Origin of the sequence: Nostoc sp. KVJ3 (genome assembly GCF_026127265.1) — a bacterium.
Classification (GTDB): Bacteria; Cyanobacteriota; Cyanobacteriia; order Cyanobacteriales; family Nostocaceae; genus Nostoc.
On record NZ_WWFG01000002.1, the window covers coordinates 3,231,816 to 3,252,500 of the forward strand.

The window sequence follows — 20,685 nt, forward strand, 5'->3', positions numbered from 1 at the left end:
AGTTACAAAACTTAGGTTTGATCTCAGCCAAACAAGAGTATGTACTGTTAAGACTCAATGCATCTAAGCTACAGCTTCTACATACTTCTTAATAAACCAGCCTTGAGAACGCAAAACGTTCTAATCTAAAAGCTAACTGGGTTAATTTACTGGCAGTTTTGTAGGCAAAACTCTCAAGCTGATAAAGCACAGAGACACTGATGTGTCAACCCTCAAAACCACCCAGATTTAACATATGTAACGATTATGATGGGAGTTTTACAAATCCGATGAGTATTAAGGCGAGTGGTGGAAGCTCAGTTGCGCGTCCGCAACTATATCAAACCCTAGCTGTAGCGACAATTACCCAAGCCGAGCAGCAAGACCGCTTTTTGGTAAGTGGTGAACTAAATGAACTGGCAAGCTATTTTGCATCTGGTGCAAAGCGTTTAGAAATTTCTCAGACGCTTACAGATAATGCCGAAATTATTGTGTCTCGCGCTGCCAACCGGATTTTTGTTGGTGGTTCGCCAATGGCTTTTTTAGAAAAGCCCAGAGAAGCAGAATTAGTAACTGCTGGTGGTGGCGCGAATGTTCAACAAGGGATGCAACTGGGAACAGTAACCTATGTTGAAAGTCGTGGTGGGTTTCTAGAAAATTTACGCTCAATCTTTAACTCATCCCCCAGTGGCCCGACACCATCGGGTTTCAGACCAATTAACATTGCTCGCTATGGCCCAAGCAATATGGCCAAGAGCTTGCGGGATTTATCTTGGTTCTTGCGTTACGCTACTTATGCGATCGTTGCTGGCGACCCCAACATCATAGCTGTGAATACACGGGGTTTACGGGAAATAATTGAGAATGCCTGTTCTGGTGAAGCAACGCTAGTAGCTTTGCAAGAAATCAAAGCAGGTGCTCTTTCCTTTTTCCGCAAAGATGCTGAGGCTACAGAAATTGTGTCTCAGTACATGGATGTTTTGTTAACAGAATTCAAAGCAGCCACACCTTCAAATAAAGTCCGCCAACGCCCCTCTAGTGACCAGCAAGGTTTAGAACTGCCGCAAATTTACTTTAATGCAGCAGAACGCCGTCCGAAGTTTGTCTTGAAGACTGGGTTATCAGCTAGCGAAAAAAATGAGGTAATCAAGGCCGCATATCGGCAAATCTTTGAGCGCGACATTACCCGTGCTTATAGCTTATCCATATCTGACCTAGAATCCAAAGTCAAGAATGGCGACATCTCTGTGAAAGAGTTTGTCCGTCGTCTAGCTAAATCTCCCCTTTACCAAAAACAGTTTTATCAGCCTTTTATTAACAGCCGAGTCATCGAACTAGCTTTCCGTCACATTTTAGGACGGGGGCCAAGTAGCCGCGAAGAAGTACAAAAATACTTCTCGATTATTTCTAACGGTGGTCTACCAGCCTTGGTAGATGCCTTAGTCGATTCTGCTGAATACAGCGACTATTTTGGTGAAGAAACAGTACCCTACCTCCGGGGTCTGGGTCAAGAAGCCCAAGAATGTCGCAACTGGGGGCCGCAGCAAGATCTGTTTAACTACAGTGCGCCTTTCCGCAAAATACCTCAGTTCATTACCACATTTGCGGCTTACGAGCAACCGTTACCAGATCAACATCCCTACGGTTCTGGCAATGACCCCTTAGAAATTCAGTTTGGGGCGATTTTCCCGAAAGAAACTCGCAACCCCAGCACCCGTCCGGCTCCTTTTGGCAAGGATACCAAGCGCATCCTGATTCACCAAGGGGCAGGGATTAATAACCAAAATAGTAACCCCAAAGCGCGGGGTGAAGCTCCTGGTACCCTTGGTCCCAAGGTGTTCAAATTAGACCAGCTACCTGGTACTAGAGGTAAAAAGGCTGCCAAAAATTCTAGCGTCAGATACTCCGAAAGCTCCACGCAAGCACTGATTAAAGCTGCTTACTTGCAAGTTTTTGGTCGCGATCTTTACGAAGGTCAGCGCCCGAAGGTATTGGAAATCAAGCTGGAAAACGGCGACATCTCGGTACGGGAGTTTATCCGTGCTTTGGCTAAGTCGGATGTATTCCGCAATCTGTACTGGTCATCGCTCTATGTTTGTAAAGCGATCGAGTATATTCACCGCCGTTTGTTGGGTCGTCCGACTTATGGCCGTCAAGAAATCAACAAATACTTTGACATCGCGGCTAAACAGGGCTTTTACGCGGTAGTTGATGCCATTATTAACAGCGTAGAATACAGCGAAGCATTTGGTGAAGATACAATTCCTTACGAACGTTATCTGACTCCTGGTGGTGTATCAGGGCGACAATTGCGCGTTGGTAGCATTCGTGAAGATGTTGCGGCGAAAATTCAGAAGGAAGTAACGCCGAGCTTTGTAACACTGGGTACAGTGACAGAAAATCGGTCAGAACCAGATATTCAGTTCCGCATTAACCAAGGTGTCACCAAGCAACGCGAACAAACCAAAATCTTCAAATTGGTGGCGAATACCAGTGATAAAGTTGCAGTGCAAACTTTGATCAGTGCTGCGTATCGTCAGATATTTGAGCGGGATATTGCACCCTACATCGCCAAAAACGAATTTACGGCGTGGGAAAGCAAGCTGGGGAATGGCGAAATTAGCGTGAAGGAATTTATTGAAGGTTTGGGTTACTCTAACCTATACCTGAAAGAGTTCTACACACCTTACCCCAACACCAAGGTAATTGAGTTAGGAACTAAACACTTCCTGGGACGTGCGCCACTAGACCAAGCAGAAATCCGCAAGTATAACCAGATTTTGGCTACTCAAGGTATTCGTGCCTTTATTGGTGCTTTGGTAGATAGTGTGGAATATAACCAGGTGTTTGGTGAAGATACAGTGCCTTACCGTCGCTTCCCAACCCTCCCGGCGGCAAACTTCCCGAATACAGAGAAGTTGTACAACCAGCTTACCAAGCAAAACGATGATGTCGTTGTACCTAGCTTTAAGCCAGTACAGCCGCGCGTGGGATCGACTACTACTCCGCTTTTAGCCCAGGCGATCGCAGATATAGCCGCGCATACAAACGGTAAGCCCTCATTTGCTGAACTGGGTCGTTCCTACAACGATGGTAGCGGACAATCCATAGAACAGGGTGTGCGAAAAAATGCACGTATTTACCGTCTAACGGAAAGCACCAACCAAGCCCAAAAACAACAGGTAATCAACGCCATTTACCATCAAGTGTTGGATGTATTTAGCGGTGAAGTGCCTGATAATTTCCGCCGTACTGATCTAGAGGGCAAACTCCAGAATGGTGAAATTTCCGTCCGCGAGTTTGTGCGTGAACTAGCCAGTTCCGAAATCTATCGCCAGCGCTTCTTGTCACCTTATCCTCATGCCAAGGTGATTGAGTTCCTCTTCCGCCACCTGTTGGGGCGTACACCCGCAACTCAGGAAGAAATTAGCCAGTACAAGCAGCTGCTAGCTGATAGTGGTTTGTCGGCTGCTGTAGAAGCGATAGTCGAAAGTCCAGAATATAGCCGCTACTTTGGTGAAGATGTTGTGCCTTACAACCGCTTCCCATCTCTAGCAGGTAACTAACTCAGCGGTGTAGCGGTTGATTAGGGAATAGGGAATAGGGTACAGATTATTTCCAATGCCCTATGCCCTATGCCCTCTGCCCCATTCGTAACCTTTCGTAATACCGCTCTCAGATTACAGCTAAAACAGGGAATTCTGAAAGGCAATATTACAAAGTGTTAAGAGCAGTCATAAATGCTCAACAGAATGCCGGAAAATGTTTTGCGGAAGGTAACTGAGTTTGAAAGCTTGTGTACTTGTGTGGACTCAAGCAAACTCGTAATTTATTAGCCGTAGCAGTTATCAAACTGCTGTGTCTAAAAGGACGAGAGAACAAACTCCGTAAACCAAATTTAAAGTCGCACCAGTTTAATCAAATCCTGGTTTCATTCGTATTGGAGGAATCCATTAATGAGTATTGTCACGAAAGCTATCGTGAATGCTGATGCAGAAGCCCGCTATCTCAGCCCCGGTGAGTTAGATCGGATCAAATCCTTCGTTGCAAGTGGTGAGCGCCGTGTGCGGATTGCTCAAATTCTGTCAGAAAATCGCGAACGCCTTGTTAAGCAAGCTGGCGATCAACTGTTCCAAAAGCGTCCTGATGTTGTGTCTCCTGGTGGAAACGCTTACGGTCAAGAACTGACTGCTACTTGTCTGCGTGACCTAGATTACTACCTCCGCCTCGTTACCTACGGTATCGTTGCTGGTGATGTTACCCCCATCGAAGAAATCGGTGTTATAGGTGCTCGTGAACTGTACAAGTCCTTGGGAACTCCTATCGATGGTGTTGCTGAAGGTATCCGTGGGCTGAAGAATGTAGCTGGTACATTGCTGTCTGGTGATGATGCTAGTGAAGCTGGTAGCTACTTCGACTACCTAGTTGGCGCTCTTCTAGGATAGGGTAAAGCTGTTTACCTACTTAAACAGAAGTATTGCAATACGGTTGGAAATAAGGAATTAACAACATGGCTCAAGACGCAATTACCGCTGTCATTAACTCCGCAGACGTTCAAGGTAAATACCTCGACTCTTCTGCCTTAGAAAAGCTAAAAGGCTACTTCGCTACTGGCGAACTGCGGGTACGTGCTGCTAGCACCATCAGCGCTAACGCTGCTGCGATCGTTAAAGAAGCTGTAGCAAAATCTTTGCTGTACTCTGACATCACCCGTCCCGGCGGCAATATGTACACCACTCGCCGCTATGCTGCTTGCATCCGCGATTTGGACTACTACCTACGCTATGCCACCTACGCTATGTTAGCTGGCGATCCTTCCATTTTGGATGAGCGCGTATTAAATGGCTTGAAGGAAACCTACAACTCTTTAGGAGTTCCCGTTGGTGCTACTGTGCAAGCTATCCAAGCAATCAAGGAAGTAACCGCTAGCTTGGTTGGTTCTGACGCTGGTAAGGAAATGGGCGTTTACTTAGACTATATCTCTTCTGGCTTAAGCTAAGAGCTAGTTTGCACTTAAGAATTTAGGTGCGGCTTTATTAAGGTCTGGAAATCAACCGTGAGTGCTAGAACGTTATATTGCTTATCTTGGTAAATTATCAGTGATGAGTGTTGGTGGTCTAGTATTGATGTTTGATTTCCAGCCTTTGAATGATTAAAAGATTTGCACTCAAGATTTTGAGATAAAAAAAGTTTTCACAAAGTTTACAGGAGATTTTCAAAATATGTCCCGTTTGTTTAAAATTACTGCTCTAGTTCCTAGCCAAACCCGAATTCGTACCCAACGTGAACTGCAAAATACTTACTTTACTAAGCTAGTTCCCTACGAGAACTGGTTCCGCGAACAGCAACGTATTCAAAAAGCAGGCGGCAAAATTATCAAAGTAGAACTGGCAACTGGTAAGCAAGGCGCTAATACTGGCTTGTCGTAATCTGTAAATAGAATATTATTTTAGGGAATTGGTAAGAGGTCGAAAAAGACCTCTTTTTTGTTGCTTATATTTCTGAAAGTTAAGAATTGAATATTTCTACAAGGCGATACCCGCGAGTATATAGCGGAACTGGAGCGCCAGAATTTTGTTTTTTCCTTGCTTGTTCAGAAGTTTCATCAAATACAATTAGTGTTTCCTTACCAACCTTCAACCAGTCTTCGTAAGGCACACTCATATCTTCTTCAACACCACCAATATTAGGTGCTACCATTGCCCGATAAGCTTCATTGAATTTCCTCCGAAACCGGAAATCTACTGAAATTCTTAGACCTTCAGTTTTCCTTCTTACCGTTTGGTGCAATCCACGGGCATCATTAAAGTACATTGTACCGTGTTGTAGTTGTGCTTCTGTATAAGAGACAACCATTGGAACATCCCGGCCTTCAGCAAAGTCTGACATCACCCGCATCGTCTGTAGTTCCATTTCGCGGGGCATCTCACCTGCTTCAATAGTTATATTATCGATGTCGCCAAATAGTGGCAGAACTACTACAGTCGCGTCAGCAGCAACACCTGCCCAGACATCGCTATGGCATTTTGAGCTAGCAAAGGGCAAACGTAACTTTTCAGCGTCAGTCTTGCCATAGACCATACGGAGATTGACTGGTAAATCTACTGCATCAATCAGATCATTTGCTCCTAGTTGGTAGAAAGCCTCAACTACGCTTTTTTGGAAAAGGTTAAATGCTAGAGTGTGTTCTCGTTTAGGCATCAAAAGACCAGTGCCGGTGTAGTTCGGTAATGTATTTCTTGCTTCCAGTAGTCGTTCAAGCATTTCAGCTTCCGAAAGAATGATGGGACTATTCAGACACGCTGAAATATAACCCGCAGCAGCAATTCGGATTTGCTGGAATAACTCAGGCTTTAATGTGTGTTCAAACAGTAGTCGGTACTGTCGCCTTGTAGCAATTTTATCAGCAAGTTCGTCAAAGAGGCGATCGCCAAGTTGAGAAAATGCGATCGCTCGCTCATATTCTACGCGATCGCACGTTGCTGATTCTGCTAACAGTTGTTCTAACATGATCTTTTCCAAACTTCTTCTAAATTAACTAAATAACTGATTTATCCAAATCTAGTTCGTCTTTAAAACGAATCTACTTATCACAAATTACCAAGATTATTGTATTTACACTTCGTAAAATATACTGTTTACTTATCTAATTTTTCTTCATTAAAAGAGCAAATTTTAGCTTTTTTAGTAAAGTATAAATGAAGTTTAAATTTTAAAATTTAACTGCCTATATATATGAAGTTGCTATTAACTAAGTAATAACGTAAGTTCATGAAGTTAAATATAATTTAGCTGTTTATATTTGAAGAAACTAACAAGATGACAATATTCAGGGTAGTGATTCCTTTGAGAAGGATAGTTTTTAAACGCAAAATTAACAATCAAACTAAAATCGGTAAAATCAACCTTATCAGCAAAACATATTAACTGTTAAAACATATACATCAATTATTCCAGTTTTGTCCGAATGAATTGATTAAGTAGGCTATAAAACCAGTATAAATTAACACCTATAAATGTCAAGCGTGAATCACAAAGACTCAACTAAAAACTTATATAATCGCACAGCATCAGACTGGATTAGAGGAGAACCCAGTTCTCTCTCTGACTTTACGGCACGCCCTTTTGTACTAAAACTTTGTGAGCCTGTTGGTGACTTGCAAGTACTAGATATAGGTTGCGGAGAAGGTTATTGCAGTCGAGAATTACGTCGGCGTGGTGCTGCAAAAGTTCATGGAATAGACCTTTCTCAAGGCATGATTGAAGCAGCAAAATTGCAAGAAGTAGAAGATGCTTTAGGTATTAGCTATGAAGTAGGATGTGCTACCAGTCTCAAGCAATTTGATGATGGCGAAATTGACTTAGTTGTTGCAGTGTTTCTATTTAACTATTTGACAATTTCTCAGACCCAAGAATGTATGGCGGAAGTTGCACGCATTCTTCGTCCGGGCGGTCGATTTGTATTCAGCGTTCCCCATCCATCTTTTCCATATATGCGAGAGGCAGCATATCCGTTTTATTTTCAAGTTGAGGGTGTAGGCTACTTCAGCAAGCGAGATCAGCAGTTTCCTGGTCGTATTTGGAAACGAGATGGCTCCTGGCTAAATGTTCAATTGATTCACAAAACTCTTGAGGATTACTTTAATGCCCTTAGAATTGCTGGCTTTAATACCATGCCAATTTTGCAGGAATTGCGTGTGACTCCAGAACATATTGCAGTAGACGAATCATTTTTTAGCCCGTTACTTGACCAACCACTCCATCTAGCCCTACAAATATCACGATGACAAATACATCTTCTTTAGTAAGAAATTCCTTCCGTCAAATAACGCTTAATCATCCTTTATGGAACCATGAGTTTCTAATCCGTTGTCGATCTGGAAATTTATTTTTACCAGACATACAGATACTAGCTGTTCAGATGTACAAATTCTCCAAAGAATTTAATCGGATCTTAGCTAGCATCTTATCTTGTTGCGAAGACGAAAGTAGTCAATTAGTCATCTTAGAAAACCTATTTGACGAAATGGGACAGGGAGATATGACTCAGTCCCACCCAGAATTGTTTCGTCAATTTACCCGCGCACTTGGTATGGACGACGAAACCCTAGCAGCACTACCCACTACACCTGAAACTCGTGCCCTTATTGAAACCTACTTGCAGATGCCACATAAATATGGCTACTTAGCTGCACTGGGTGCTGTCTGTTATGCTTCCGAAGGGATTGTTAGCTCACTGTACACACAACTATACAAAGGAATTATTGGTGCTGCTCCCTTACCCAAAGAAGCCCTGATCTTTTTTGAAGTTCATATTGATGTAGATGATAGTCACGCAGCAAAACTAGCAGCAGTGATTGAACCTCAAATAACCATGAATGAAGAGGATATCAAGATAAAACTGGCTATTGCAGAAGCTATGGATGCTCGTGTCCAATTTTTTAACGGAATTCAGCGTCAAATCTCTAAATACAGCTTGTATCCTGATTCCTGGGTGCATTTTGATGCATTGCTCTAGTAGTCTGTCAAGTTTAAATTGATGGAGAAATAAGTTTGTAGTAATGACTTTAATGATTACTACAAACTCTCAAAACTAGCTGGGTAAAAGGAATAAGTGAAAATACGGTTGTAACAATGAGGATTTGTAGCATTAAAATACAAACAGTTTTACTTATTTTTTGGGATTTTAAATCTGTAACAAAATATTTTCAACGTTTAACTACAGAAAACTTTGTTATTCAAATAACCTTTTTAAGAAATTAGTTATCGAGTCTTGGGCAAATTCCAAAAGCAAAATTAGGTGCAGTTATGAGGAGGCTTCCATGTACGGATTAGTGAACAAGGCGATTCAAGACATGGTGTGCAGTCGTTTTGGTGAAGAGACTTGGAAAGAAATTAAGCACAAAGCAGAGGTGGATGTAGATGTTTTCCTCAGTATGGAAGGCTATCCCGATGACATCACCCACAAGTTGGTCAAAGCTGCCAGTGTCGTTTTAAGTTTATCTCCTACAGCAATTATCCAAGCCTTTGGGGAATTTTGGGTTCAATACACAGCCCAAGAAGGCTATGGCGAAATGATGGATATGAGTGGAGATACATTACCTGAGTTTTTAGAAAACCTCGACAATCTTCATGCTCGTGTAGGAGTTAGTTTTCCTAAACTCCAGCCCCCATCATTTGAGTGTACTGATATGGAGGAAAATTCTCTGAGCTTACACTATCGGTCTGATAGAGAAGGGCTGACTCCAATGGTTATTGGTCTAATCAAAGGATTGGGAGCAAGGTTTGATACAGAAGTTCATATTACCCAAACCCAGAATCGGGATGAAGGTGCTGAACATGATGAATTTTTAGTGATTTATAAACCAAATTGAGTGCAGTAGCATGGCTCCTCCTCACCTTACGCTTTCACCAGAGTTACTGGCGAAAGCCTTTCCTTTCCACTTTGCATTTAACCGTAATCGTGAAATTGTACAAACTGGTGATGTCTTGGGGCGCATTAGTCCAGAGTCATTAGTTGGTAAATTGATGGAGCAGCATTTCTATATTAATCGTCCCAAAATTCTGGTTGATTTTGATGCTATTTGTAAACAGTCTCGGGCCCTGTTTATTTTAGAGTTTCTCCACAATGGAATGCAACTCAAGGGTCAGATGATGTATGAACCAGAACAAGAGGTGATATTTTTTTTAGGTTCTCCTTGGATTACAGATACCACTAGCCTGGTTCCTTTAGGTCTAAAACTCAAAGACTTTGCGATTCACGATCCAATTGTTGATTTTCTATTTCTACTGCAAGCTCAGAACACCGCTTTGGCTGATGCCAAAAAGTTAACAAGCGAACTGAAACAACAAAGGGCACAACTACGCAGTGCGCTACAAATCAAGGAAAATCTAGCGGAAATTGCTGAGGCTCAGGCCAAAAGATTGGAAAAATCCCTCCGGGAGCTACAGCAAACTCAAGCTCAATTAGTTCAGGCTGAGAAAATGTCTAGCCTGGGACAGCTGGTTGCAGGAGTTGCTCACGAAATTAATAACCCCGTTAACTTTATTTACGGGAATTTAAAATATGCAAAAGATTATACACAGAGTTTACTAAAGCTTGTGTATCTTTACCAAAAATTTTATGCCGATTCTGTGCCAGAAATTAAAAATTATATTAAGGAAATCGAATTAGATTTTTTACTAGAAGATTTACCCAAAATTTTAGATTCGATGCAAGTAGGAGCCGAAAGGATCTCGGAAATTGTCTTGTCCTTGCGGAACTTCTCTCGTCTTGATGAAGCGGAGATGAAAAGGGTTGATATTCACCAAGGACTAGATAGTACTTTGCTGATTTTACAGAATCGATTTAAGAATAGCGTCGATCATCCTGGAATCAAAGTAGTTAAAAATTATGGAAATTTGCCTTTGGTAGATTGCTACGCCGGGCAACTGAATCAAGTATTCATGAATATTATTAGTAATGCCATTGATGCGATCGATAGCTATAATGATAAACGCGCGATCGCAGAAATTCATACCAGTCCTAATAAAATTACAATTACTACAGAAGTTATCGAAACTAACTGTGTCATCCGAATTGCTGATAATGGTTCAGGAATGACAGAAGCAGTTAAGGAACGACTGTTTGATCCATTTTTTACAACTAAGCCTGTAGGTAAAGGGACAGGATTAGGTTTATCAATTAGCTATCAGATTGTAGTTGAAAAACATGGGGGAACACTGAGATGTTTATCAGAACTTGGACAAGGAACTGAGTTCTGGATTGAAATTCCCCTGTCTATGGACAGAAAAGCAGTTGATTGCGTTAAATCATTGAGTTTTATAAATTATCAGAATTCAGCAATTCTTACAGTGACACAGAGGGACTGACCACTTTCTAATTTTGACCTAGAAAGGAAGAGAATGGCTTTGCCCTCTCCAGCACTAAAGGGAGTAAGGGTATCAAGTCCCCACTAAATTCCTGTTCAGTGGACTGTATTAAGATGGGGCATAGCCAACGCTGTACGACCAGAATACTGATGAGTGCTGTATTGAAGTTGACAATTCTAAGATTTATGGTTGTAAAGCCTACTTATAAGTTATAAGTTATGATTTATGAGTTTTATTGCTAACTCCTAATTCTTAATTTCTAACTTTTTACCTGTACTGATCGTGAATCTACGCCGCCTGATTCCAATTTTTGATAGTTCAGTCTCCAACTGGGCACTAGAAGCGCGGTTGTTGCGCTGGTTAACGTTGATTTGGCTATTTGTCGGCTTAATCATGCTATTTTCAGCATCTTATCCCGTCGCTGATGCCCGTCAGGGTGATGGATTATACTATTTTAAGCGTCAGTTGCTTTGGGTCTTAGTTTCCTTAATCGGATTCAATATTATTGTTAATTTCCCGTTGCAGAAAATTTTGGGAGTATCCCATTGGTTTTTATTGCTGTTTTTGGCATTAATTTTTGTCACACTGATTCCAGGATTAGGAAAAAAGGCTTTTGACGCAGCGCGTTGGATTGCGATCGGGCCAATTCCGATTCAACCCTCAGAATTAATTAAACCCTTTTTGGTGTTGCAAAGTGCGCGGCTTTTTGGGCATTGGGAACGTATCAGTTGGCGGGTTCGTTTGGCTTGGTTGGGTATTTTCGGTCTGGTACTTTTAGGAATTCTCGCCCAGCCTAACTTAAGTACAACAGCACTTTGCGGTATGACTATTTGGCTAATTGCTCTAGCAGCTGGCTTACCTTACAAGTATCTGGGAGGAACAGCAATTGGCGGAGTGATGTTGGCAATATTCAGTATTAGTATAAAAGAGTATCAGCGTAAGCGGGTAATGTCATTCCTGAACCCGTGGGCGGATGCAACCGGAGATGGCTACCAGTTGGTGCAAAGTCTACTAGCTGTAGGTTCTGGTAGAACTTGGGGAGCCGGATTTGGGCATTCTCAACAAAAGCTGTTTTATTTACCAATTCAGGATACCGATTTTATTTTTGCCGTGTTCGCTGAAGAGTTTGGCTTTGTTGGCAGTATGGTGTTGTTGGCGCTTTTAGCTACATTCGCCACTCTCGGATTAATTGTGGCGCTGAAGGCAAAAAATCCAGTGCATCGATTGGTAGCGATCGGTGTGACGATTGTGATGGTAGGACAATCATTGCTCCATATTGGTGTGGCTACAGGTTCTCTACCAACTACTGGCTTACCTTTGCCCATGTTTAGTTATGGTGGTAATTCCATGATTGCTAGCTTAATAGCTGCTGGGCTGCTAATTCGGGTTGCACGCGAGAGTAGTGAAGCTGAGGTAGTACCATTGCGAAAACCCCTGCTTGAAAATAGAACCAAACGTCGGGGTTTTCATAAAACTAGGAATTGAGCTAGATATAAAATTTACAAAAAAGCCTTGCTGGTTTATCAAAACCTTTTGTCAACACAGACATAGATATGACAATTTTGAAACTCATTACTTTGGGTTGAGATGTGAACCAGATTTATTTGCTTCTGTAACCTCGTTTGCAGATAGTTCTAAGGCATAAATTGTTTAGCAGCATTCATAATTGGTTGCTATTACTCTGTGTCAGATTAGATTTTGGCTAAAAGATAATTTGAGAGTAAGCTATTATGGTCTAGCTTGTCTGCTTTAAATTTGGATTGACAAGCAAAAAATGTCTAGTCCAAATGTAAGCAGTGAGTGGTAAAAGAATGCCAACAGGAGAAAACCATTCGGGAAAAGCCTTTAAACAAAGTAACAAAAATGCCAAAAAGCTAAAACCAAGACGTTGGCTGTGGTTTTGGGTGAGGATAGGTTGTGTAGCAATGGGAGCAGCGATCGCTGGCACGCTGTTAGCAGTTTCTTTTACGAGCAAGCCTTTGCAAAAAACTCAACTAAATCAAAAACAGCAAGCAGTCTTTGATGGAAAGCGGATCACTGGGAACGGACTACAGTTTTCGGCATTAAGTCGGCCTGTGAACGTTTTAGTTTTGGGGATGAGTGTTCTACCACCAGACATTAAGAACCCTCCCCCTGAAACGCTACACATGAGATATCAGCCCGAACTAAATTCCTTTGATGGTCTTTCGGATGTGATGCTTCTACTGCGATTTGAGCCAGAAAAGAAAAAATTAATTATGCTTTCCATTCCTAGAGATACCCGCATAGAGGTGCCTGGGCATGGTATGACCAAAATTAATGCGACCAATGTTTATGGTGGGCCGGCTTTGACCAGTACAGCAGTCAGTAATCTCTTAGATGGAGTGGAAATTGATCGGTATATCAGAATTAACGTTTTGGGAGTCAGCAAGTTAGTCGATGCCTTGGGTGGTGTGACAGTCTACGTACCGAAAAATATGAAATACCGAGATGATTCCCAACACCTATATATCAATTTGAAAGCGGGTAAGCAACATCTCAATGGCGATCAAGCGCTACAACTTTTGCGTTTTCGCCATGATGAGTTGGGAGATATTGGTCGCATTCAACGGCAGCAAATGGTCATTAGTGCCTTAACCGATCAAACTCTCAACCCAGCGACTCTGAGTCAACTGCCTAAAATACTTGACATAGTTAAAGAACACATAGATTCCAACTTAACAGTAGAAGAGTTAGTAGCGCTGTTGGGTTTTATGGTGCAAACCCATCGCTCCAATATGCAGATGTTGATGGTGCCTGGTCGATTTAGCGAAAAGAAAGAATATGATGCTAGCTACTGGATAGCAGACAACCAACATATTGGTGCGATGATGGCTAAGTACTTTGATTTGGATTCAGAACTTAAAGCAGAAGCGGTTCATCATCCCACTAACTTACGAATAGCACTTGAAGACAGTACAGGCACTAATCAAGCTAACCTACATCCACTAATCAAAATCTTAGAAAAAGCTGGCTATCACAACATCTATATTACTAAAAGCTGGGGTGAGCCGCTAGAAGTAACTCGTATTATTGCCCAACAAGGAGATAGCGACAGTGCTGAATTAATTCGCAACACTTTAAATTTAGGGGAAGTACGAGTGGAAAGCACTGGCAATCTCTACTCTGATATCAGTATTCAGGTCGGTAAAGATTCGTTGCAAGTTATCAGAAATACTCTCAAGTAGGGGGGCAAATATTAACTTATCCCACGGCTACGAAAACATCACAAATCTCCAGACACACTACTGCAAATGTCTTGCAATTTTGAATTAATAATTTTTAATTTTTAATTGGAGCGATGATAGTTTTTATAAAATAGAAGACTTATTTTCGGTCGATTCAATAAACGCCTCAAACTGACCATCAGGTGTCCATTGAATAGCCCCATCTCGTCCTGTAAAAAATAGTTTCGTCTGGCTTTGATTCAGTTCCGATAAAACTTTTGGATCAAAGTTAGCAGAAGAAGCGATCGCGACTTGTGGTTGTAGAGCAATAACTAAATCTTTTAATGACTGAGGGGCACACCACAGCACTTGAGGACGGGTCAAACTCCCACTTTTTACTAATTGCTGTACCTCTTTAGACTTTACATTCCCGACTAATAACCAATTTTGATCTAAAATTTGCAATTGCAAGATAGGTAATTGATCGTTGATTAATTGTGCTACTATTGAACCCGTTTTTACAGCCTGACCAACTGCCATCGGCTGGTAAAATCCCTGATATTTTTGTAATTCTTGTTGAATTGCCTGAGTTGCAATAGAACTTTCTGCATTGGGGGAATATTCATAGAAATTTTTGATTGGTAAACGTTGCAATAATTCTAACCAAGCATTACTTTCATTGCCTTGGAAATCAGTTGCGATCGCCCAATTGATTTGATTTACACCCTGCTGTTGTAAAAATGGTAAGATTGTAAAACGTCCAGTCCCTTCATCACCACTATTAATTACAGTTACAGTACCTCTATCTTGAACAACTATAATTGGTTCCGTACCAGATTCTAATACCGTTATCCTAAACAATGTATTTGTAGAATGCCAAAGAGGGATGAAAACTAAACCAATTCCAATCACATTAGCAACCCACCACCGCTTCTGCCACCAAGGGACTAGCCAAACCAGTGTAATTAGCATATAAATTGCCAAAAGCTGCCAAGTAGATATGCTGCCTACAGCAACAGAATTTCCTGGTAAATTGCTAAAAAATTCTACTAATTTAATTAGCCAGTCTGTCGGGTAATGCAATACTGCAGCTAAAAAGCTTCCTGCTTGAGTCCAAATTAATGCTGCTATGGCACTAATGATTCCACCTATACTAATGATCGAAATTAATGGAGTACTAATTATATTTAGCAACAAGCTATAAGATGGTACAACCCCAAAGACGAAAAGTTGTACTGGTAAAGTCCAAAGAGTCGCAGCTAGGGGAACAGCAATCAAAGAAGCGATCGCAGGTGGTAGCCATGCTAGGCGATTAACCAATGCAGGTACTGTTACGACTAATCCCAGGGTTGCTAAAAAACTCAATTGAAAGCCTAAATCCCAAATCCATAGAGGATTAAACACTAATAACAAAGTTGCCGCTAATAGTAACGATCCGAACTGTTTCACCTTCCTTTTTAATAGCAGCCCAACTAATGCCGCAAAACCCATAATTACGGCTCTCAGAACCGCAGGTTGAAAACCTGTTAAACTCAGAAAAATAATTAGAGCCAAAAAGCCAAGAGTAAATTGCGTTGCTTTTTTTGCCCGCCTCGTTAACTGTAAGATTACACTTAAAATCAAAGAAGTTTGGAACCCAGAAGCTGCCAAAGCATGAGCTAATCCCGCTTGTACAAATAAGTCGCGGATATCGTAAGGCAAATCAACAGCTTTGCTACCTAAAACCATTGCACTGACAAGAGGCCCTTCAGGAATACCCAACCAACGAACTTGCGATCGCACAATTCGCTCCCGAATTTGCCACCATCCCCATTTAGGTTCTTGATCCAAAATATTTATTTGTCGGCCAATCAAACCAGCAAACGTTCCTTCCTGCTTCAGAAACTTCTGAAAATCGAAACCACCAGGATTAGAAGCTGCCTTTGGTTTGTACAAAACTCCAGTTACCGCAATTTGTTGACTAGAGTATAACCCAGTAGTCTGAAGTATAGGTACTGTCACATACAACTTGCCCGTTACCCCTTTTGACACACCTGCTGAACCTTGATCGTTTTTGACTTCATCTAACTGAGTTACTTCCAGCCAAAATTGTCCTCGCTGACTCCGAGTTAAGCGGGGATTACTCGCCACTTCCCCACGAACAATCACAAGTTGTTCTTGATTGTTGCTATTTCCAGGCGGAACAAACTGACTAATATCTTTTACACCTGGTTGCGGCACTCGCCATTGAAAATATAGAGTTGCCAATAATCCCACCAAACCAGCCGCTAGCCATATTCGAGGATGGGAATTAGTTTGCCAAGTGTTAGGAACTACCTTATTTTTGCTTCCAGCATTTTCTGGTTTCTGAGCAAGTTGCCGTGAACTAGTGCGTCTTCTAAAAACAATTGCTCCCACTATCCCCAGAACTAGAATCCACACACCACCCCAAGGAACTGCCGTAAACAGCAACCCAAAAATATAGCCAAGACAAATAACTACACCACTGGTTTGAATCATAAGATTTTTTGTAAAAGCACCTGACAGCCCGAATTTGCATGTGACTTAAAAATAGCTATGGCAGCAATAGAAAAAAGTTGGCGTTACTGAACTTGGCAATTAAATTCAAAAATCAAATATTCCAAACTCTTATTATCTGCGACTGGAGTGCCTCTGCGTGAGTTTTTCATCTATAGGACTCCTATTTGATTTTTGAACAAAATTTAGGTATTGTAGGGTACGTTAGAACGAAGTTCGTAACGCATCATTATCAAGAGTTTGATGCGTTACGCTATCGCTAACACGCTCTACGGATCTTTTCAGAAATCAAACCGGATTTCTACTATGTTAATCAGCAACACCAAACAATTTTTATGCTTGTGGTGAAGTATAGTCCATCAAGTTTATACAAAACAAACAAAGCCAGCACAGGGGCACACATCGAGAATTGACCAACAATATCCTTATAGTCACCCAGATATAACTGGTTTTAAATCTTTGAGCAACGGAAAACCTAATTTCTCCCTTTGCTCAACATATAAATGAGCAACTTTCCTAGCCAAATGCCGAATCCTGGCAATATACCGAGTTCTCTCCGTCACCGAAATCACGCCTCTAGCATCCAGCAGATTGAACGTGTGCGAACACTTCATTACATAATCTAAACTGGGTAACACCAAACCCTTCTCCGTTAACTGAGTAGCTTCCTGCTCATATAAATTAAATAGTGTCAGCAGCAACTCAGGGTTTGACGCTTCAAAGTTGTATGTACACTGCTCAATCTCTCCCTGGAGGTAAACATCACCATAAGTAATGTTGTCCGTCCAATGAATCTTAGTAATTGCCTCTACTTGCTGGAGATACATTGTCAGCCGCTCTAAACCATAAGTAATCTCAATAGACACCGGACGGCAATCAATTCCTCCACACTGTTGGAAGTAGGTAAATTGAGTAATTTCCATCCCATCTAACCATACTTCCCACCCAGTGCCCCAAGCTCCCACTGTTGCATCTTCCCAGTTATCTTCTACAAACCGAATATCATGGTCTTCAGGACGAACACCTAAAGCCCTTAAGGAATCAAGATAAATCTCCTGGATATTATCTGGTGACGGCTTAATCAAAACTTGGTACTGATAATAGTGTTGGAAGCGGTTAGGATTTTCGCCATACCGTCCATCCGTCGGGCGGCGACAGGGTTCAACATAAGCAACAGCCCAAGGTTCCGGCCCTAATGCTCTTAAAAATGTCAGGGGATTCTTAGTACCTGCTCCCTTCTCAATATCGTAAGGCTGGGCAATAAGACAACCGCGATCGCCCCAGAATTGATGCAACAAAGCTATAACCGACTGAAAATTCACGCTTCCCCTATCCTTACTTGGCACAGTGCATAAACCATTGTTGCCTACAACCCGTCACTGTGGGGAGTTTCAGGGGGACAAAAAACTCGTCCAAAGAAATTTGGAAAAATAGTTGACATGAGGAGTTGTGTTCGGTATATTGAATAAGTGCCTGAAGCGGAGCGTTGAAAAGCGCCGCTTTGTGGGATACCGAACCTTGAAAACATTATAGTTTGAAAGCAATTATACAGCAAGTGTGTTGCGTCAAGAAAATAAAGATAACTAAGCTGAAGTTAAAAAAGAGCAGCTATTGAGCTTACAAACGCTTCAAAACGGAGAGTTTGATCCTGGCTCAGGATGAACGCTGGCGGTATGCTTAACACATGCAAGTCGAACGGTGCTTTCGGGCACAGTGGCGGACGGGTGAGTAACGCGTGAGAATCTGGCTCTAGGTCTGGGACAACCACTGGAAACGGTGGCTAATACCGGATGTGCCTTAATTGGTGAAAGGTTAACTGCCTAGAGATGAGCTCGCGTCTGATTAGCTAGTTGGAAGTGTAATGGACTCCCAAGGCGACGATCAGTAGCTGGTCTGAGAGGACGATCAGCCACACTGGGACTGAGACACGGCCCAGACTCCTACGGGAGGCAGCAGTGGGGAATTTTCCGCAATGGGCGAAAGCCTGACGGAGCAATACCGCGTGAGGGAGGAAGGCTCTTGGGTCGTAAACCTCTTTTCTCAGGGAAGAACAAAATGACGGTACTTGAGGAATAAGCATCGGCTAACTCCGTGCCAGCAGCCGCGGTAATACGGAGGATGCAAGCGTTATCCGGAATGATTGGGCGTAAAGCGTCCGCAGGTGGCAATGTAAGTCTGCTGTTAAAGAGTCTAGCTCAACTAGATAAGAGCAGTGGAAACTACATAGCTAGAGTACGTTCGGGGCAGAGGGAATTCCTGGTGTAGCGGTGAAATGCGTAGAGATCAGGAAGAACACCGGTGGCGAAGGCGCTCTGCTAGGCCGTAACTGACACTGAGGGACGAAAGCTAGGGGAGCGAATGGGATTAGATACCCCAGTAGTCCTAGCCGTAAACGATGGATACTAGGCGTGGCTTGTATCGACCCGAGCCGTGCCGTAGCTAACGCGTTAAGTATCCCGCCTGGGGAGTACGCCGGCAACGGTGAAACTCAAAGGAATTGACGGGGGCCCGCACAAGCGGTGGAGTATGTGGTTTAATTCGATGCAACGCGAAGAACCTTACCAAGGCTTGACATGTCGCGAATCTTCTTGAAAGGGAAGAGTGCCTTCGGGAGCGCGAACACAGGTGGTGCATGGCTGTCGTCAGCTCGTGTCGTGAGATGTTGGGTTAAGTCCCGCAACGAGCGCAACCCTCGTTTTTAGTTGCCAGCATTAAGTTGGGCACTCTAGAGAGACTGCCGGTGACAAACCGGAGGAAGGTGGGGATGACGTCAAGTCAGCATGCCCCTTACGCCTTGGGCTACACACGTACTACAATGCTCCGGACAGAGGGCAGCAAGCATGCGAATGCAAGCAAATCCCGTAAACCGGAGCTCAGTTCAGATCGCAGGCTGCAACTCGCCTGCGTGAAGGAGGAATCGCTAGTAATTGCAGGTCAGCATACTGCAGTGAATTCGTTCCCGGGCCTTGTACACACCGCCCGTCACACCATGGAAGCTGGTAGTGCCCGAAGTCATTACTCCAACCATTCGTGGAGGAGGATGCCTAAGGCAGGACTGGTGACTGGGGTGAAGTCGTAACAAGGTAGCCGTACCGGAAGGTGTGGCTGGATCACCTCCTTTTTAGGGAGACCTACACCCCTTACAGCTCGAAAAGCATACAGCTATATAGAACGTAAGTTGGTCTAACCTAGGTCGGTCGTAGACATTTGCATCATGTATTTTGAAAGCTTTCAAACTATGATTTGGTTCGATATGGGCTATTAGCTCAGGTGGTTAGAGCGCACCCCTGATAAGGGTGAGGTCCCTGGTTCGAGTCCAGGATGGCCCACCTGAATCAATTAAAAATGTAAAATTACAAACTAAAAATTTAAGATAACTTCAATAAATTTTTAATTCTCAATTTTTAATTTTTAATTAATTGATGGGGTTTAGCTCAGTTGGTAGAGCGCCTGCTTTGCAAGCAGGATGTCAGCGGTTCGAGTCCGCTAACCTCCACCTGTGGCAAGATTGCCATTGAATTGAAAAAAATAGTGATAGTTCAGCAACATGACTTAGTGAGTCAGACTGCTGAGTTAGTTCTCAGCCAGAACCTTGAAAACTGCATAGTAACGCGAAATTAGCAGGCAGACACAGACATTCTTAAATGATGTTGTGAATGCAAGTCATAAAAAGACCAAATGAAATGAGTGGTCAAGCTAATAAGGGCTAACGGTGGATACCTAGGCACACAGAGGCGATGAAGGACGTGGTTACCGACGATATGCTCCGGGGAGTTGGAAGCAAACATTGAGCCGGAGATTTCCGAATGGGGCAACCCTATATACTACCTGCTGAATATATAGGCAGGAGAGAGCCAACCCAGCGAATTGAAACATCTTAGTAGCTGGAGGAAGAGAAATCAATTAAGAGATTCCCTAAGTAGTGGTGAGCGAAAGGGGAAAAGCCTAAACCAATTGGTTTACCGATTGGGGTAGTGGGACAGCGAGATCGAATCTGGCGGTTAAACGAAGCAGCTAAATACTGCACCAAAGAAGGTGAAAGTCCTGTAGTTGAAAACTCAAGGATAGTAGCTGAATCCCGAGTAGCATGGGGCACGAGGAATCCCATGTGAATCAGCGAGGACCACCTCGT

Annotated in this window: 13 protein-coding genes, 2 tRNA genes and 2 rRNA genes (1 of these 17 cut by a window edge); 14 read left to right on the forward strand and 3 right to left on the reverse strand. The window is 42.7% G+C overall.

Features of this window, described 5'->3' with window-relative positions:
• Positions 1-269: 269 nt before the first annotated feature.
• The 4 genes from GTQ43_RS29995 to GTQ43_RS30010 all read left to right on the forward strand — a co-directional run bounded on the left by GTQ43_RS29995 (position 270) and on the right by GTQ43_RS30010 (position 5,408).
• Positions 270-3,545, forward strand: coding sequence for a phycobilisome rod-core linker polypeptide (locus tag GTQ43_RS29995; protein ID WP_265276281.1), 3,276 nt, complete (start codon positions 270-272; stop codon positions 3,543-3,545).
• Positions 3,546-3,935: 390 nt separating this feature from the next.
• Positions 3,936-4,424: an allophycocyanin subunit alpha gene (apcA, locus tag GTQ43_RS30000; protein ID WP_094341663.1), complete on the forward strand. Its 489-nt coding sequence runs from the start codon at positions 3,936-3,938 to the stop codon at positions 4,422-4,424.
• 65 nt (positions 4,425-4,489) lie between these two features.
• A complete protein-coding gene (gene apcB, locus GTQ43_RS30005; protein ID WP_069068902.1) occupies positions 4,490-4,978 on the forward strand; it encodes an allophycocyanin subunit beta in 489 nt (162 codons plus the stop codon).
• Between the two features lie 223 nt (positions 4,979-5,201).
• Positions 5,202-5,408, forward strand: coding sequence for a phycobilisome linker polypeptide (locus GTQ43_RS30010; RefSeq protein ID WP_012411143.1), 207 nt, complete (start codon positions 5,202-5,204; stop codon positions 5,406-5,408).
• Between the two features lie 79 nt (positions 5,409-5,487).
• Here the strand turns inward: GTQ43_RS30010 and GTQ43_RS30015 are convergent, their stop codons facing one another.
• A complete protein-coding gene (locus GTQ43_RS30015) occupies positions 5,488-6,489 on the reverse strand; it encodes a hypothetical protein (protein WP_265276282.1) in 1,002 nt (333 codons plus the stop codon).
• Between the two features lie 506 nt (positions 6,490-6,995).
• Here GTQ43_RS30015 and GTQ43_RS30020 point away from each other — a divergent pair.
• From GTQ43_RS30020 to GTQ43_RS30045, 6 genes are all read left to right on the forward strand, one after another.
• Positions 6,996-7,766: a class I SAM-dependent methyltransferase gene (locus GTQ43_RS30020; protein WP_265276283.1), complete on the forward strand. Its 771-nt coding sequence runs from the start codon at positions 6,996-6,998 to the stop codon at positions 7,764-7,766.
• Positions 7,763-8,497 carry a TenA family transcriptional regulator gene (locus GTQ43_RS30025; protein ID WP_265276284.1) on the forward strand — a complete coding sequence of 245 codons (735 nt, stop codon included), beginning with the start codon at positions 7,763-7,765 and terminating at the stop codon, positions 8,495-8,497. Before GTQ43_RS30020 ends, GTQ43_RS30025 begins: the two co-directional genes overlap by 4 nt.
• 304 nt (positions 8,498-8,801) lie before the next feature.
• Positions 8,802-9,353 carry a heme NO-binding domain-containing protein gene (locus tag GTQ43_RS30030; RefSeq protein WP_265276285.1) on the forward strand — a complete coding sequence of 184 codons (552 nt, stop codon included), beginning with the start codon at positions 8,802-8,804 and terminating at the stop codon, positions 9,351-9,353.
• Between the two features lie 10 nt (positions 9,354-9,363).
• Entirely contained in the window at positions 9,364-10,851 is a 1,488-nt protein-coding gene (locus GTQ43_RS30035; RefSeq protein ID WP_265276286.1) for a sensor histidine kinase, read from the forward strand.
• Between the two features lie 282 nt (positions 10,852-11,133).
• Positions 11,134-12,336, forward strand: coding sequence for an FtsW/RodA/SpoVE family cell cycle protein (locus GTQ43_RS30040; RefSeq protein ID WP_265276287.1), 1,203 nt, complete (start codon positions 11,134-11,136; stop codon positions 12,334-12,336).
• A gap of 311 nt (positions 12,337-12,647) precedes the next feature.
• Entirely contained in the window at positions 12,648-14,057 is a 1,410-nt protein-coding gene (locus tag GTQ43_RS30045) for an LCP family protein (RefSeq protein ID WP_414859144.1), read from the forward strand.
• A 123-nt stretch (positions 14,058-14,180) separates the two neighbouring features.
• Here the strand turns inward: GTQ43_RS30045 and GTQ43_RS30050 are convergent, their stop codons facing one another.
• Positions 14,181-16,535: a ComEC/Rec2 family competence protein gene (locus tag GTQ43_RS30050; RefSeq protein ID WP_265276289.1), complete on the reverse strand. Its 2,355-nt coding sequence runs from the start codon at positions 16,533-16,535 to the stop codon at positions 14,181-14,183.
• Between the two features lie 449 nt (positions 16,536-16,984).
• On the reverse strand, positions 16,985-17,875 hold the full coding sequence (gene glyQ, locus GTQ43_RS30055; protein WP_265276290.1) for a glycine--tRNA ligase subunit alpha: 891 nt from the start codon (positions 17,873-17,875) through the stop codon (positions 16,985-16,987).
• A 308-nt stretch (positions 17,876-18,183) separates the two neighbouring features.
• On the opposite strand from glyQ, the gene GTQ43_RS30060 reads away from it, so the two are divergent.
• The 4 genes from GTQ43_RS30060 to GTQ43_RS30075 all read left to right on the forward strand — a co-directional run.
• Positions 18,184-19,674, forward strand: a 16S ribosomal RNA gene (locus GTQ43_RS30060).
• A gap of 134 nt (positions 19,675-19,808) precedes the next feature.
• Positions 19,809-19,882 (forward strand) — tRNA-Ile (locus tag GTQ43_RS30065).
• A gap of 95 nt (positions 19,883-19,977) precedes the next feature.
• Positions 19,978-20,049 (forward strand) — tRNA-Ala (locus GTQ43_RS30070).
• A 193-nt stretch (positions 20,050-20,242) separates the two neighbouring features.
• Positions 20,243-20,685 (forward strand): 23S ribosomal RNA (locus GTQ43_RS30075) (it continues 2,449 nt past the right edge of the window).
• The 16S and 23S rRNA genes sit together here with 2 tRNA genes alongside, the layout of an rRNA operon.

Bases quoted from the DNA above. Each gene is read 5' to 3' on its own strand.
- GTQ43_RS29995 (WP_265276281.1), top strand. From the start codon at position 270: ATGAGTATTAAGGCGAGTGGTGGAAGCTCAGTTGCGCGTCCGCAACTA.
- apcA (WP_094341663.1), top strand. From the start codon at position 3,936: ATGAGTATTGTCACGAAAGCTATCGTGAATGCTGATGCAGAAGCCCGC.
- apcB (WP_069068902.1), top strand. From the start codon at position 4,490: ATGGCTCAAGACGCAATTACCGCTGTCATTAACTCCGCAGACGTTCAA.
- GTQ43_RS30010 (WP_012411143.1), top strand. From the start codon at position 5,202: ATGTCCCGTTTGTTTAAAATTACTGCTCTAGTTCCTAGCCAAACCCGA.
- GTQ43_RS30015 (WP_265276282.1), bottom strand. From the start codon at position 6,489: ATGTTAGAACAACTGTTAGCAGAATCAGCAACGTGCGATCGCGTAGAA.
- GTQ43_RS30020 (WP_265276283.1), top strand. From the start codon at position 6,996: ATGTCAAGCGTGAATCACAAAGACTCAACTAAAAACTTATATAATCGC.
- GTQ43_RS30025 (WP_265276284.1), top strand. From the start codon at position 7,763: ATGACAAATACATCTTCTTTAGTAAGAAATTCCTTCCGTCAAATAACG.
- GTQ43_RS30030 (WP_265276285.1), top strand. From the start codon at position 8,802: ATGTACGGATTAGTGAACAAGGCGATTCAAGACATGGTGTGCAGTCGT.
- GTQ43_RS30035 (WP_265276286.1), top strand. From the start codon at position 9,364: ATGGCTCCTCCTCACCTTACGCTTTCACCAGAGTTACTGGCGAAAGCC.
- GTQ43_RS30050 (WP_265276289.1), bottom strand. From the start codon at position 16,535: ATGATTCAAACCAGTGGTGTAGTTATTTGTCTTGGCTATATTTTTGGG.